Genomic DNA, 13650 nt, shown 5'->3' on the forward strand with positions numbered 1-13650 from the left:
AAGGGCGATGGCGCAGGAGCGCCGGGCGCTTCAAGAACGCGAGGTGACGCCTGGCAAGACCCTGCACCCCGCGCTCTTCCACCCTTATCGCGCCGCCTTCTACGTCTTCCTCGCCGCGCGCCGCACCCTGGTCGAGCTGTCGCCGGATCGAGGCTGGCGGACGTGGATCACGCCGGAGATCCTGCTCGGCGGCTTCCTCGTGCCGAGCGACGTCGCCGAGCTCGAGCGGCTCGGCGTGCGCGCCGTGGTGAACGCGACGAGCGAGCTCGTGGAGCCGATCGGGACGCTGCGCGCCGCGGGCATGGACTACCTGCAAATCCCCTGCTGGGACATGAACGCGCCGAGCCCCGAGGACGCGGACCGAGCGATCGCCTTCGTCGCCACGCACATCAAGGCGGGGCACCGGGTCTACGTGCACTGCGCGAGCGGCGTGGGCCGGAGCGTGACGCTCGTCGTGTGTTATCTGGCGCTTCACCGCGGGATGAGCGTCGAGGAGGCGATCGCCTGGATCAGCGCGCGGAGGCGCGTGGCGATGCGCGAAGGGCAGCGGCGGTTCGTGAACGACTACGTGTCGGCGCGCGGGGGCCGGGTGAGCGCGGAGAACGCGTAGTCCGAGGAACGCGTAGACCAGGGAACACGGAGAACACGGGCGCGTCGAGCGCGAAGCACCACGCGCTGGCACGCCCCTTCCAATCGAGGGCTCTGGGAGGCGCGAGCGCCTCCGCCTGGAGCCCCCATGAGAACGATCGCGCACGCTGTCCGCGGGGACGTGTACACGCTGCTCATCGTGCTCCCGCTCGTCTTCTTCGCGATCTCCCTCGGCTTCGACGTCGTCGCGATGCTGTCGGGCGCGCACGTCTGGGGCGTCGCGGCCGCCGTGAACCTCGCGGCAGGGCTCGTCAGCGGTTCCCTGTCGTCCGTGTATTTCGCCCGGGTGCACGACACGTATCGGCCGGGATCCCGGGCGCGGGACCTGAGCTTCCTGTTTCTCTGGCTCTCGATCTGCGCGCTCCTCCCCTTCGTGCTGAGCCTCGTCCTGCGCGCCGTGCACCCCCAAGGTCCGACGCCGCCGGCCAGCGTGGCGCTCTCCATCATGGCCCTCGGCCTTTCGACGCTGGCAGGTTGGCTCGGCGACGAAGCGGCCCGCGAACGGGGGTAAGGGCGAGCTCTTTCGACCAAACTTGGCCCATCGACGCGACCTTTGGCATGCGTCGCCTCGATGCAAGACGATCGCCCCGGCCCGAACCGATCCACGCGCCTCGGGCTCCCGCTCCTCGCCGCGCTCGCACTCGCGCCCCTCGGCTGCAAGGGCAGCAGCGCCCCCGCGCTCGCCAAGGGCGAGCCGACGGAGGAGCCCCCGCCGGACGTGCCGTCGCCGCCCGCCGATGGCCCGAAGCTCATCGTCCTGCAGAGCGGCACCATCGTGTACGACCGGCCCTCGACGAAAGGCCGTCCGCTGGGCGAGCTCCGCGCAGGGGCCGCGATCGCACGCTCCTCGGACGCGTTCACGCGAAGGGAATGCCCAGGCGGCTGGTACGTCGTCCGCCCGCGTGGCTTCGTGTGCGCAGGCGAGGCCGCGACGACGGATCCGTCCCTCGCCGCGGCGCTCCCGTCCGGCCCGGATCTCTCGCGCGCCCTGCCCTACCGCTACGGCCGAGCCCGGACCGAAGGCGTGCCGGTCTACACGCGCTTGCCGATGCCGGCGGAGCAATCCACCGAGGAGCCGGATCTGAAGCGCTACCTCACGAAGCGCGGCTCCCTCGACAGCGAGGTGCTCGGCGCGGCCGCGAACGACGTGCCCCTCGATCCGCGCGGCGTGCCCGCAGGCCCGCCCGTGCTGATGCCCGGCGTCGACGGCGCGGACGCGGTCGGCAAGCGCACGGTGGGCTCGTTCTTCGCGTTCCCGGCGCCCGCCGTCGCGCCCCTCGCGCCGCTCGCATCACGCGTGGCGGACCTGAAGGGCGGCGTGCTGCGCAAGGGCAGCGGCGTGGCGCTCGCGGGGTCGTTCGTGGCGTCCGTCGCGCCGAACCCCGGCGAGGGCCGGCGCTTCGGCGTGACGCCGTCCGGGCAGGTGGTGCCGATCGACCGGCTGAAGCCCGCGCTCGGAACGACGTGGCACGGGCTCGACGTGGAGAAGGTGGGGCTGCCCGTGGCCTTCGTGCACAAGGGCGGCGTGACGGCGTGGAACCTCAAGAAGGGCGAGGCCGAGCCGATCGAGGACGAGGAGCTCGAGCGGCGCACGGCGGTGCCGCTCAGCGGGAAGTTCCGGACGGTGAACGGCGTGCGCTTCGAGCAATCGCGCGAGGGCTACTGGCTGCGCGCGCAGGACCTCGTGGTGATCGTCCGCCGGACGAAGTTCCCGGATTTCGCGAAGGGCGATCAAAGGTGGCTGGACGTGAGCCTGGCCAACCAGACGCTCACGGCCTACGAGGGGCAGAAGCCGGTCTACGCGACGCTGATCTCGTCGGGACGCGACGTGCTGAAGGAAGCGGCCGAGAGCGCATCGACGGCGCGCGGGACATTCCGGATTCGTAAGAAACTGGTAACTGCACCGCTCGACAGCCGCGAGGTGCACGGCGACTTCGACGTCGCCGACGCGCCCTGGGTGATGGAGTTCGAACCGGGATACGCGCTCACGGGCACGTACTGGGGCGATGGGCTGGGGGAGGCGCAGACTTTCCATGCTGTCGCGCTCTCGCCCGTCGACGCGCGCAGGCTCTTCCACTGGGTCGGGCCCGAACTGCCAGAGGGCTGGCACGGCGTGACCGACGCAATGGGCGAAGGGACGACGGTCGTCGTGCGGCCTTAGCGTTCGGGGGCTCCGCTCGGACAAGCCGAGCTACGCCCCCAAACCCCCGAGCGTTCGGGGGCTCCGCTCAGACAAGCCGAGCTACGACTGTCCCGCAGCGTGACAGGCCACCGAGCAGGCTGTGCGTTCCCTGCTCGCACACGATGCGCGCGGATCGACATTGCCCCCGCCCGTGACACCGGACCTCGCGCGCCGCGCCGCGTCTCGCGTCGCCCCGCGCGGCTCTGCGACGCTCCCGACGAAGCACCCCGAGAGGCGCGATTCTCCCGAACAAGCCGCGGGAAACGCGCATTCCCTCGCGCGAAACCCCGTGCGTCACGGCGCGCCGGAGCGAGAGCGAGCGCGCTTCGTAGCGCTCGGCACGACCCTTGCCGACGACCACGCACGTCACCGCGACCTTCGCGAGCAAAAGAGGCGATGGCGGGGGAAACGCGTGGTCCGACGATCGGGTCGCGCCTCGAGACCGCGGTGGCAGAGGGACGAACCATGGCTTCCAAGACGACGACGACGCGCACGAAGAGCGCAGCCAAGCGCGGAGCGACAACGGCGCGTAAAGCCTCCGAGGCGGCGAAGGGCGCGACGAAGAGGACGAAGAGCGCCGGCAAGCGCGCGGCGGCCTCCAAGGCAGGAGCCCGAACGGAAACGGCCGCGCGCACGACGACGCGCAAGGCCGCCGCCTCGAAGCGCCCGGCCGCGAAGAAGGCGACGCGCAGCGCCGCCGGACAGCGCACGACGGCGTCCAAGGCGGCTCCGGCGCGTTCGCCCCGAAAGAGCGCCACACCAGCGCGCAAGTCGGCGACGGGAACCCGGACCCGCACGAGCAGCACCCGCACAACGGGCGCTCGCTCGGGTGCGAGCCAAGCCCGACGCGGGAGCGCTGCGGCCCCCGTGTCGTCGAGCGATTGAACCTGGTGCCGAAGGAGGGAATCGAACCCCCGACCCGGCGCGTATGAAACGCCTGCTCTAGCCAACTGAGCTACTTCGGCGGAAGCGGCGCGCACTATGTCGAGGGACGACGGACCTGTCAAGCGGGCTAACCGTCCCGGGGGCGTCTTTCTCGCGAGAGCGTGGGCAAACCCACGCGAAGGCCGGTGAGGAGGAGGCCGAAGGCGCTGTCCTTCGGCCCGCCGGTCCACCCCGCGAAGTGTCCCGAAAGCTCTACATTTTTCCGCGCGTCAGGGGCGCGCAGGATCCGGGGGACGCACCGCGGGGTTTTTCGCGACGAATGGCATCGACCAGGCGAACGTCGGACCGAGCTCACGGGGGAGCGGCTCGAAGGGAGCGCCGCGCAGGACCGCCTGCCGGCAGTTCTCGTCGAACTCGGGGATGCCGCTCGGCCGCGCCACACGCGCGCTCGCGACGCTGCCATCGGCGCGGATCACGAACGCCACAACGACGGTACCGCCGCGCCCCTCCGCGATCGCCCAGCGCGGGAACGCGTCCTTCCAGAGCGGATGAATCCGCGCGAGCACGCGACGCAGGTAGTCCATGCGGCGCTTGTCGAGCGCATTCGCGTCGAGGCCTGTGCCCTGCCCCGTGCCGAGCGGATCGGCGACGGAGCCGCGGCCCGCGCTGCCGCCCGATCCCGGCGCCGTGGGCCCGTTTTGCCCACCGGTCCCCTCGCCCGGCGCGCCACCGGCGGTGCTCGCGTGCACGATCGACTGGAGCGCGAGCGCGACCTCTTGCTCGCTGTCGACCTTGTCCGTAGGTCGCCCTTCTCGATCCGCGGGCACCGAGGGCGTCCCCGCCGTGACGAAGGGCCGCGCGAGGGGCACCTCGGCGCTCGCACGCGCGTCCTTGCCCGGCGCCCCATCACGCGCGCCGATGCCCTCGGAAGGCGCCATCACGCCCTCCTCCGCGCCGCCCACAGGCCGCGCCGCCTCGATGCCGTCGGGCGGGAGCGCGGCCGCGCCGAGCGCGCCTCCACGCCGCGTGGCGCGGCCGGCGCGCAATCCGCCCGAGGACGGATCGTGCACGGCGTACGTGCGCCGCTCGGGACGACTGCCGGAACGACCACTCGCGAGGAAGGTGAGCTCCATCGGCTCACGGCTCGCGCGTCGGTCCTCGCGCGATGCGCGCGCCTCGCCCGCGTCGATGCGCGGAACTTGCGTGCGATCGATCCGCGAAGGCACATCCGTGACGAGCGCGCGATCGTCCTGCCGATCGGCGAGGTTCGTCGCGCGCGCCGTGGCCGTATCCGTACCGCCGCGCCCTTTCGTGCCCGTATCGGGACGCGGCTCGGCCTCCCCTCCCCCGCGCGGAACGGCGACCGCTGGCAACTCGATGAGCTCGCCGGCGATCGATCCTTCGCTCAGCGTCGGCAGCTCGATCTCGACGACCTCGTCACGGAGCGGCGCTTCGAGCCCTCGCAGCGCGATACCCGGCTCCGCGCGCGTCGCGCGCGCAAGGAGGGCGCCGCCGGTCGCGAGCAGGGCGAGGTGCACCGCGAGCGAGAAAAAACTCGCGGAGACGAGCCTACGTCCGCCTTCGCCCCTCACGCCTCCAGTATGCCTCGTCTCCGCGCTCTTGCGTGCGCCTCACGCGAGGCCGAAGCGCCGGCGCGCGTTCTCCGTCGTGCGCGCCGCGAGCTCGTCGAAACGCTCGCCGCGGAGCTCCGCGACGCGACGCGCCGTGTGCACCACATAGGCGGGCTCGCAGCGCTTTCCACGCAGCGGGATGGGCGCGAGGTACGGGCTGTCCGTCTCGACGAGGATCCGCTCGGGCGGCGCCCACGCGGCGACCTCGTGGATGGCGCGCGCGTTCTTGAACGTCACGATCCCCGAGAACGAGAGATCAAAGCCGAGCGCGAGCGCCCGCTCGGCGAAGGGCCGATCCTCGGAGAAGCAGTGGATGATGCCGCCGACCTCACGCGCGCCTTCCTCTTCGAGCACGGTGATCGTGTCCTCGGCCGCCTCGCGCGTATGCACGACGATGGGCTTCTGGACGCGCCGGGCGAGCGCGATCATGCGCCGGAAGACCTCCTTTTGCGTCTCGCGCGGCGAGTGCATGTAGTGGTAGTCGAGCCCGATCTCGCCCACGGCGCGGACGCGCGATTCGCGGGCGAGTCGCTCGAGCTCGTCTTCCATGGGTCCGTCGAGGACACGCGCGTCGTGCGGGTGCAGGCCGACGGAGGCCCACACGTCGGGACGGCGCGCGGCGAGGCCCGCGGCGAAGCGCGCTGGACCGAGGTCTTCGCCGACCCCGATCACGACGAACGCCTCGACGCCAGCCTCGCGCGCTCGCTCGAGGACGGCGTCTTCTCCTTCGGGAAAGTAGTTGGGGTCGAGGTGGCAGTGGGTGTCGATCAACATCGTTCGTGGACCAACGACGTGCCCGTCAGGTGACGAGCTCGGCGAACCGCGCGCGGAGGAGCGCGCTGCCCGCGTCGAGGGCGCAGCTCTCGCAATACCCCATCGCCTTGAGCCGATCGAGCGCGGCGAGCGCGTGCTTGCGTTGCTCTTCCCGCAGGCTGCCGACGAGGGGCTCGTCGCGCACGCCCTGGGCCGCGTGGTTCGCCCGATCCCGCAGCATGGCCACGAGATCCCGGCAGAGCAGCGCCACGGCCTTGCGGCGCTCGGTGAACACGGCTTCGCGCAGCTTGCGGATCTGCTGCGGGAAGACGACGGCGTTGACGACCCTCTCGCCGGGATGATCGATGGCCCAGGCCGCGATCATCGCGATGAGCCCGCGGCGGTGATCGTCGTGCTTGCCGCGCACGCCGAGCAGGCCCTCGATCTCGCGCATCATGCGCTCGTCGGCGCCCTCGAAGTCGCCGGTGTGCGGGTTTCGGATCTTCTCGCCCTTCACCCAAGCGCCGACGTGCTGCACGTACCGATCGAAGAGCTCGCCGTACCGCGTCTCGTCGACGAGCCCGCTCGCCGAGCGCATCTCCTCTTCGAGCGTGTCGAGCAGCCGCGCGCGCACGACGTCGCGGAAGAGCTTGTGATCATGGTAGCCGCCCGCGAGCGGGCGCTCCTTGAGCCAGTCGTACTCCGAGGTCCGCTTGCAAAGCTCGTCGAGCTCGGTGAGGACGGAGAACGGCGACAAGCAGCCGTGATCACGGCTCTGCGCGGCGTCGAGGAGCAGCGAGCGGATCTCGCGTGGCGAGACGCCCGAGCGTCCCTCGAAGTCGACGGTCGCGTCGGTCTCCTGGTAGAGCGCGCGGATGTTCGCGCGGAGCAGCTTCTGCGAGTCGCCGTCGAGCCGCTCCGGCGGCGTCCCCGTCGCATACGCCTCCATCTTCTCGGCCGCGGTCAGCGACGAGACGATCGGCGCGAGCGCCTCGGGATACCGCTTCGCCTCCGGCTGCCGCATGCGCGTGAGCACGGCGAACTGCGCGGCCACGCGTGTCGCGTGCGGCGCGACGTGTCGCGTGACGAACGGCGCGATCTGCGCGTCGTAGATGCGCTGCTCGTCGAGGTAGCTCCGGAGGTACGGCGCGCGGAGCAACTCGAAACGACCGCGGAAGCTCGGGAATTCGGGGTGCTCGCGGAAGGCGTTCAGGTGAATGTCGTTCGCGCTGCCGATCATGACCACGTTCGTCTGGATCGTCTGCTGCGGCAGGCTCACCTCCCCGGTTTCGAGCGTGAGCTGCAGGTAGCGGAAGGCGTCGAGTGGCCTCTTCAGGAGATCGCTGAACTCGAGCACGCCGCCTGAGGCCTCGACGAGATCGCCGTGCGCCTCGAAAAGTGTCCGCGCCTGGAGCGCCGTGGGCAGCGCGGCGAGAGAACGATCGGCCGTGATCTGCCGTTCGCCTGCGTCGACGCTGAGCTCGGGCCCGATCGTGACCGCGCCCGTCCGATACCTCCGCGAGATGAACCAGCGCTCGACCTGGACGTGCCGCAACACATCGGCGAGCGAGCCCTCGTAGGAGACGAGCAGCGCCTCCATGATCTGCTGGTTCTTGTGCGAGAGTTTGCCGCTCATGAGCCAGTCGGGCGGCGCGTCGGCGATGCCGGCTTCCTCGTAGAGCTTCTTCAAGAGCTCGCGACGCTCCGGCACCGGGAGCAAGAAGAGCGGATGATCCCGGAGCTCGCTCACGAGGCGCGCGTCGATCTGCGTGTCCTCGAGGTGCGCGAAACTCCCGCCGATCGGCGCCGCGGCCCCTTCGCCGCCAAACCCGATCGCGCCGCGTGTCGTCTTGCGGCTCGGGAACACCCAGTGAAACCGGTAGAGCGCGCCCTCGTCGAGCGTCGAGTAATGCTCGAGCGCGCGCAGGACACAGCCGGCGATCGTGCTCTTGGCCGATCCATTCGGGCCGTGCATCAAGACGAGCCGATTGGCGCGACCCTCCTGCACGAAGTTCGAGAGCGCGCGGTAAATCTCGCCCTGCAGCTCCTCGTGCCCGATGAGCGCCGCGTCGCGCCCGTGATACGGGGCCCGACGCCCATTCGCGCCCGACGCTCGCATCGGCTCGGGCTCCCAGGGCAGATCGAAGAGGCGGTACCGCGTGCACTCGCCCCACGGGCGCTTGACCGGGTACGTCCCGAAGTGGTCGAACATGTCACGCACGTACCGGGCGGCATCACGCCCGTGGCGCGCGGGATCAGACGCGAAGAGCTCCAGGTACTCCTGGAATGAGAGCAAGCGCCGCCCCGTCTGGAAGCGACGCTGCATCGAGGTGACCAGGTTGGAAAGCTCGGCCAGCGCGAGCTCGGACCTTCGGCTTGCCCGGGCGTCGGACTCTTTCACCCCGGGAGTTTAGCCCCCGGCTCACTTCACGTCGACGTCGACCTCGAGGTCCAGCTTCTCCATCAAGCAGTTCGCCGCGCTGCACACGCTCATCGAGAGCGTGCCGGCGATCTTCGCTTTGCCCGCCCGGGACGCCACGAACGGCACCTTGAACGATCCCTTCTTCTCGTCGAACGTCCCGTCCTCGCGCTTGAGCAAGGGTTTCGGATACGTGACGCCTTCGGGCGCGGGATCGACGAGCTTGAACTTGTACGGGTACTGATCGTTCATGTGATACGCGCCCTTCGGCACGATCGAGATCTCGAGCGTCCCTTCCTTGCCCGCCGCGTACGGACCCGTCGCCTTCATTTCGACCGCGTACGAATCGCTCTCGGCCTTGGGGCCCTTGGCGACGACGGTCTTCTCCTCGCCGCGCTGCGTGGCGGCTTCGCTCCGGCCACATCCAGAGGCCAGCACGAACGTCAGGCCCGAGAGGACCACGAGGCACGCGAGGGTGGAGAGAGGACGTTGGCGCATCGGAGGCTTCTTCATGAGGACTCGAAATACCACGGCGGTTTGCTCCTGACCACGGGCGGAGGGTCGACGAAACGGCGCAAGCAGCACGGGTTCGACGGAAGGGCCACCCAAGCCATGCACGAGCCCGGTGTTCAGCGCGCGCCGAGCGCCACGATCGCCAAGGCGACGAGGACGACGAACACAATGGCGGGAAAAAGCCAGCGTGGTCGTGTGGTCGGGATGGCGGCGACGTCGTCCTCCGGGAACGCGCCTTGCTCCGATGCCACCGCCGCGCCCGCGAAGGCGGCGTCCAGCGCGCTCAGATCGCCGGCCGTGCCCTGCTCCTCTTCGAGCCGCGCGAGCACGCCGGGAAGACCCGCGCGGATGCGCTCGCCAAGCTCGGCCTGCGGCATCCGCGCCCACGCCACGTGGCTCCCCTCGAGCCCGTACGCGTGGCCGATCCGATCCGCAAGCGCGCCGACCGTGGGGATGCGCTGCGCGGGATCCTTCGCGAACGCGTGATCCATCACCGCGTCGAGCGAGCGCGGCACGCCGTGCGCGCGGCCCACTTCGCTCGGCGGACGGTGCGGACGCGTCATGATGCTGAGCAGGATCTGCGGGCCGGATTTGCCCTCGTACGGGACCTTGCCCGTGAGGCACTCGTACGTGATCGCCGCGAGCGACCAGACGTCGGCGCGATGATCGAGCGAGGCGAGCCCCTGCGCTTGCTCGGGCGACATGTAGAACGGCGAGCCGATCGTCGTGCCGACCGCGGTGATCTTCTTCGCGCCCACGCTGTTGTCGCGGACGCTGCCGAAGTCGAGGAGTTTGACCTCGTCACCGCCGCACAAGAAGACGTTGTCGGGCTTGAGATCGCGGTGGACGATCTTGCGTTCGTGCGCGCCTTCGAGGCCGAGCGCGACCTGCGAGACGAACCGCACGACACGCTCGGGCGGCAGTACGTTCTCGCGGCGCATGAGCACACGGAGCTCCTCGCCTTCGAGGTACTCCATCACGATCACGTAGTTGTTCTCGGCGTCGTGCTCGAACGCGTGCACACGCACGACGTGCTCGTGCGGCAGGACCGCGCTCACCTCGAACTCGCGCTTGAACCGCTCGAGCGCCACCGGATCCTGCGCGACCTCCTCGTGCAGGATCTTGAGCGCGACCGAGCGCTTCTCCTCGCGGTCGAGCGCCTGGTACACGCGGCCCATGCCGCCCTCGGCGATGACGCGAAAGATCTGGTAGCGCCCGCCGCACACCGCGCCGCCGACGCGCGGATCGCTAGGATCCGGCTTCGGCGCGACCTCGTCGATCCCCGCGAGCTTCTGCCCTTCGAGCGGGCAGAAGTCCGCGTCGTCTTCGTAGAGGCGATGGCAGGTGGTGCAGGCTTTCACGCGCCGCGAGGAGATCGGACGAGACGAATCCGAGGATCAGGCGCGTGAAGACGTCGAGCTGCCCTCGGCGGCGTCGCCCTCCGGGGCGCGCACCGGCGCGGGCGTGTAGTAGAGGATGCGGCGGCAGTGCGGGCACTGCTCGAACTCGGCCTGCCGCAGCATCTTCTGGAACATCATCGGCGGGATGGTCAGGTGGCAGCCGAGGCACGTGCCGTCGTGCGTGGCCGCGATCGGGTGCGGGCGCCGCGTGCGAACCGATTCGTACCGACGGTAGAGCGTCGTCGGCAACTTCTTCACCGCGAGCTCGCGCTCCTTCACCCGCGTCGCGCGTTGCGACTCGGCAGCGTCGAGCTGCCGCGTCGTGCCCTCGGCCGTGCCCTCGATCTGCTGCACGAGGGTGCGGTACTTCCCGTCCGTCGCGTCGATCGACTTCTTCGCCGCCTCGGTCGCGGTGTTGAGGCGCTCGATCTCTTCCTCGCGGTCGCGGTGCAGCTTGCGCAGCTCCTCGATCTCGCGTTGCGCGGCGTTGCTCTCGCGCTCGTTCCTCGATCGCGCGAGCTTCTCGCGCGATCGCTCGATCTGCTGCGTCATCTGGCGCAGCTCGACGCTGAGCTCGCTCCGCGTCTTCTCCATCTGCGAGAGCATCTCTCGGTCCACCCGGAGGCGGTCCTCAAGAACTTTCGCCTCCGCCCGCATCCCCTCCAGGCTTCCCCGCTGCTTGCCGATCTGCTCCTCGAGCCTCCGCAGATCGTCGTCGATGGTCGCGAGCTCTTCGAGGGGTGCGATCTGGTCGCGGATACTCACGTGGATGCTCTGCTCCTTGCGAAAAGGGATAGGCCCACCTGGACTCGAACCAGGAACAGCCCGGTTATGAGCCGGGGGCTCTGACCGATTGAGCTATGGGCCCGTGTTCGCCGGATCGCCCTGCAGCGACCCGGGGGACAAGCTAGTCCAACATCGAGGCCGTTGGAAGGGGAGGGCCGCGTCATCGTTCACTTTGAGCTTGCCCCCCGGAAAAAGCCGTGCGGTCCCCTCGTGCGTCCCGCCGGACCAAACCTCGAAGCATCGAACTTTCAAGGACTTTCCGGCGCAGGCTTCGAACGCTCCGGGACCTTCCGTGGCGGAAGGTTCATCCGGCCGAGCCTCGGCCGCTTGCCCGTGGGCGCAGGGCCCGCCCGCCCCCCGTCCTTCGGGTCGGCGCAGCAGCGGAAGCCGACCTGGTAGAAGCTGAACCACTCGTTGTGGGTCGAGGTGATCGGCCGGCAACGCGCGCGGATCGGCCCCCAGGAGCCGCCTTTCAAGGACGATCGGTAAGGCGCTTCGAGGCGCTTGCCCTGGGTGTTGTCGACCCACTCGTCGACGTTGCCCGTCATGTCGTGCACGCCGAAGGGGCTGACGCAGCGGTGCATCTCGCCCGACGCGACACGGCGATCGAGCCGGTCGACCTCGTCGGCGATGCGTCTGGGATCCGAGAAGGCGTCGAAGTCCGGCGGCTCGACGGGCCGGTCGATGTTGCAGGCCTCGGCGTCGCGCTCGGCACCGTACGGGTAGGGCCACATGCCTGGGCCTTCGCAGGCGAACTCCCACTCCTCGACCGTGCAGAGGCGCTTGCCCTCGACCTCGCAGGCGCGCCGCGCCTCGTTCCAGTCGGCCATGACCGCGGGCTTGACGCCTTCCATGTTGGGGTACTCGTAGACGTCGACGCAGAACCGACGGCGCTCGAGCCGGCCCTCGCAGAGGACCTCGGGTCCGAAACGCTCGCACACGTCCTTCACGTCTTCGCGATACTTCAAGCATCGATGCCCGACGAACGGGCAGTAGATGCCGTCGACGAGCACCATGCCCGGTCCACACGCCGTCGCGCTCTCCGGGCTCACCTGCACGTACGAAGGCGGCGGCGGTTTTTCCTTGGGCGTGGGCGCGGGCGGAGGAGCTGGCGGCAGAGGCTCTTCGATCGAAGCAGGCGCGGAGGCAGACGCCTGCGCCTCGCGTCGCTCGGCCGCGCGAGGCGCGAGGAGGAGCGCCGCGAGCCCGAGCGATCCCGCGAGCACGAGCGGAAAAACGACGACCTCGCGGGGCTTCACCCGTCCTCACGCTCGCGATCGATCCACGGCTTCGGCGGCGGTACCTCCACGCCGTCGATCGTGTCCGCGCAGCAGCGGAAGCCCACCTGGTAAAACGCGAACTTCGGGCCGTGCGTCTTCGTCGAGAGCCGACAGGTGTTGCGCACCGGGCCCCAGTAGCCGCCGTTCAGCGTCGAGGGCTGGTTCGTCTCGGGATCGTCGGCGAGGTTGTCGGTCCACTCATCGACGTTGCCGGACATGTCGTACGCGCCGAACGCGCTGATGCACGCGGGGTGCGATCCGATCGGATCGGCTTGCCAGAGGCGCGCGATCTCGGCCTCGCGCGTGCGCTCGTCGATCATCGCGTTCACGTCGAAGGGGATGGCCGCGCGATCGACGTTGCACGGGCTCGGCTGGCGCACGAAGCCCCACGGGTACGGCAGGCGCTTCGGTCCTTCGCAAGCGAGGGTCCACTCGGAGCGACGGCACAGACGTTTGCCCACGGACTGACAGAGTTCTTTGGCCTCAAACCAGTTCACGTAGACGCGCGGAGTCTCGCCGACGCGGTTCGGCCACTCGTGACGATCGATGCAGTACCGGCGCGGGTCTGGCTCGCCGCCGCACGGCACGCCGCGCACGTACTCGGCGCAGCCGTGGCCGAGCTCGCTCGATCGACGGCCGCAGCGGTACTCGAGCTTGGGGCAGAAGTCGCCCTCGACGAGCGCCATGTCGGCCGGGCACGCCGCGCGAACGGCCGGATCGGCGGAAAAACGATCGACCGGCGTGAACGCGGGCGCCGCGGGATCCGCGGGCATGGACGTTTCGGGCGCGCGCGGGGACGGTGCCTTCGGCGAAGACGGCGCGGGCTCGGATGCGGCACGCGCGGCCGAACGGAAGGACACGGCCGAGGTGCGCGCGACCAAAGCGAGGCCGCCGACCACGACGCCGACGCCTACCGAGATGATCACGCTCCTCGTCGTCGTACCCACGAGCTCTGCAGGGCTTCTCGATCGTCGCCCGTCATGCAAGTAGAACCGAGGAACCGCGAGGGGGAAAAATTTCGAGCGAGCAAGCGCGGCGCGGCGGCCCCGATGTCGTGAAAACGCGGGGGTCGCCCAGGGAAGCGGTTCGTCCTCGTCGGCCTTTGGGAGAGCCGGGAGGCCATGGACAACACGGGAGCCCCCGCACGATGAGC

The 13650-nt window shown here is 70.0% G+C and carries 12 protein-coding genes and 2 tRNA genes; 4 read left to right on the forward strand and 10 right to left on the reverse strand.

Annotation, left to right across the window (positions count from 1 at the left end):
* Nucleotides 1-7: 7 nt before the first annotated feature.
* The 3 genes from KEG38_RS45395 to KEG38_RS45405 all read left to right on the forward strand — a co-directional run bounded on the left by KEG38_RS45395 (nt 8) and on the right by KEG38_RS45405 (nt 2809).
* Nucleotides 8-610: a protein-tyrosine phosphatase family protein gene (locus KEG38_RS45395; RefSeq protein WP_272426990.1), complete on the forward strand. Its 603-nt coding sequence runs from the start codon at nt 8-10 to the stop codon at nt 608-610.
* Nucleotides 611-736: 126 nt separating this feature from the next.
* Complete coding sequence (locus KEG38_RS45400) at nt 737-1159, forward strand: DUF2231 domain-containing protein (protein ID WP_272426991.1); 423 nt, start codon at nt 737-739, stop codon at nt 1157-1159.
* Nucleotides 1160-1219: 60 nt separating this feature from the next.
* A complete protein-coding gene (locus tag KEG38_RS45405; RefSeq protein WP_272426992.1) occupies nt 1220-2809 on the forward strand; it encodes a L,D-transpeptidase in 1590 nt (529 codons plus the stop codon).
* Between the two features lie 909 nt (nt 2810-3718).
* Here KEG38_RS45405 and KEG38_RS45410 read toward each other — a convergent pair.
* From KEG38_RS45410 to KEG38_RS45455, 10 genes are all read right to left on the reverse strand, one after another.
* Nucleotides 3719-3795, reverse strand: a tRNA-Met gene (locus KEG38_RS45410).
* Between the two features lie 189 nt (nt 3796-3984).
* Nucleotides 3985-5307, reverse strand: coding sequence for an energy transducer TonB (locus KEG38_RS55855; protein WP_272426993.1), 1323 nt, complete (start codon nt 5305-5307; stop codon nt 3985-3987).
* Nucleotides 5308-5346: 39 nt separating this feature from the next.
* Nucleotides 5347-6120 carry a TatD family hydrolase gene (locus tag KEG38_RS45420; RefSeq protein ID WP_272426994.1) on the reverse strand — a complete coding sequence of 258 codons (774 nt, stop codon included), beginning with the start codon at nt 6118-6120 and terminating at the stop codon, nt 5347-5349.
* Between the two features lie 25 nt (nt 6121-6145).
* A complete protein-coding gene (locus KEG38_RS45425) occupies nt 6146-8500 on the reverse strand; it encodes a PrkA family serine protein kinase (RefSeq protein ID WP_272426995.1) in 2355 nt (784 codons plus the stop codon).
* A 21-nt stretch (nt 8501-8521) separates the two neighbouring features.
* On the reverse strand, nt 8522-9016 hold the full coding sequence (locus tag KEG38_RS45430) for a hypothetical protein (RefSeq protein ID WP_272426996.1): 495 nt from the start codon (nt 9014-9016) through the stop codon (nt 8522-8524).
* A 131-nt stretch (nt 9017-9147) separates the two neighbouring features.
* Complete coding sequence (locus KEG38_RS45435) at nt 9148-10392, reverse strand: serine/threonine-protein kinase (protein WP_272426997.1); 1245 nt, start codon at nt 10390-10392, stop codon at nt 9148-9150.
* Nucleotides 10393-10428: 36 nt separating this feature from the next.
* Nucleotides 10429-11196, reverse strand: coding sequence for a zinc ribbon domain-containing protein (locus KEG38_RS45440; RefSeq protein ID WP_272426998.1), 768 nt, complete (start codon nt 11194-11196; stop codon nt 10429-10431).
* 29 nt (nt 11197-11225) lie between these two features.
* Nucleotides 11226-11299 (reverse strand) — tRNA-Ile (locus tag KEG38_RS45445).
* Between the two features lie 166 nt (nt 11300-11465).
* Nucleotides 11466-12476 (reverse strand): formylglycine-generating enzyme family protein, encoded by a 1011-nt coding sequence (locus KEG38_RS55860; protein WP_272426999.1) that lies wholly within the window; start codon nt 12474-12476, stop codon nt 11466-11468.
* Nucleotides 12473-13270 (reverse strand): formylglycine-generating enzyme family protein, encoded by a 798-nt coding sequence (locus tag KEG38_RS45455; protein ID WP_272427000.1) that lies wholly within the window; start codon nt 13268-13270, stop codon nt 12473-12475. The genes KEG38_RS55860 and KEG38_RS45455 overlap by 4 nt, the downstream gene beginning before the upstream one ends.
* Here KEG38_RS45455 and KEG38_RS45460 point away from each other — a divergent pair.
* Nucleotides 13269-13487 carry a hypothetical protein gene (locus KEG38_RS45460; protein ID WP_272427001.1) on the forward strand — a complete coding sequence of 73 codons (219 nt, stop codon included), beginning with the start codon at nt 13269-13271 and terminating at the stop codon, nt 13485-13487. The two genes, KEG38_RS45455 and KEG38_RS45460, sit on opposite strands and share 2 nt — an antisense overlap.
* The last annotated feature ends 163 nt before the right edge of the window (nt 13488-13650 follow it).

This window comes from Polyangium jinanense (assembly GCF_028435265.1).
GTDB lineage: Bacteria > Myxococcota_A > Polyangia > Polyangiales > Polyangiaceae > Polyangium > Polyangium jinanense.

Bases quoted from the DNA above. Each gene is read 5' to 3' on its own strand.
- KEG38_RS45405 (WP_272426992.1), top strand. From the start codon at position 1,220: ATGCAAGACGATCGCCCCGGCCCGAACCGATCCACGCGCCTCGGGCTC.
- KEG38_RS45420 (WP_272426994.1), bottom strand. From the start codon at position 6,120: ATGTTGATCGACACCCACTGCCACCTCGACCCCAACTACTTTCCCGAA.
- KEG38_RS45430 (WP_272426996.1), bottom strand. From the start codon at position 9,016: ATGCGCCAACGTCCTCTCTCCACCCTCGCGTGCCTCGTGGTCCTCTCG.
- KEG38_RS45400 (WP_272426991.1), top strand. From the start codon at position 737: ATGAGAACGATCGCGCACGCTGTCCGCGGGGACGTGTACACGCTGCTC.
- KEG38_RS45460 (WP_272427001.1), top strand. From the start codon at position 13,269: ATGGACGTTTCGGGCGCGCGCGGGGACGGTGCCTTCGGCGAAGACGGC.
- KEG38_RS45395 (WP_272426990.1), top strand. From the start codon at position 8: ATGGCGCAGGAGCGCCGGGCGCTTCAAGAACGCGAGGTGACGCCTGGC.
- KEG38_RS45455 (WP_272427000.1), bottom strand. From the start codon at position 13,270: ATGCCCGCGGATCCCGCGGCGCCCGCGTTCACGCCGGTCGATCGTTTT.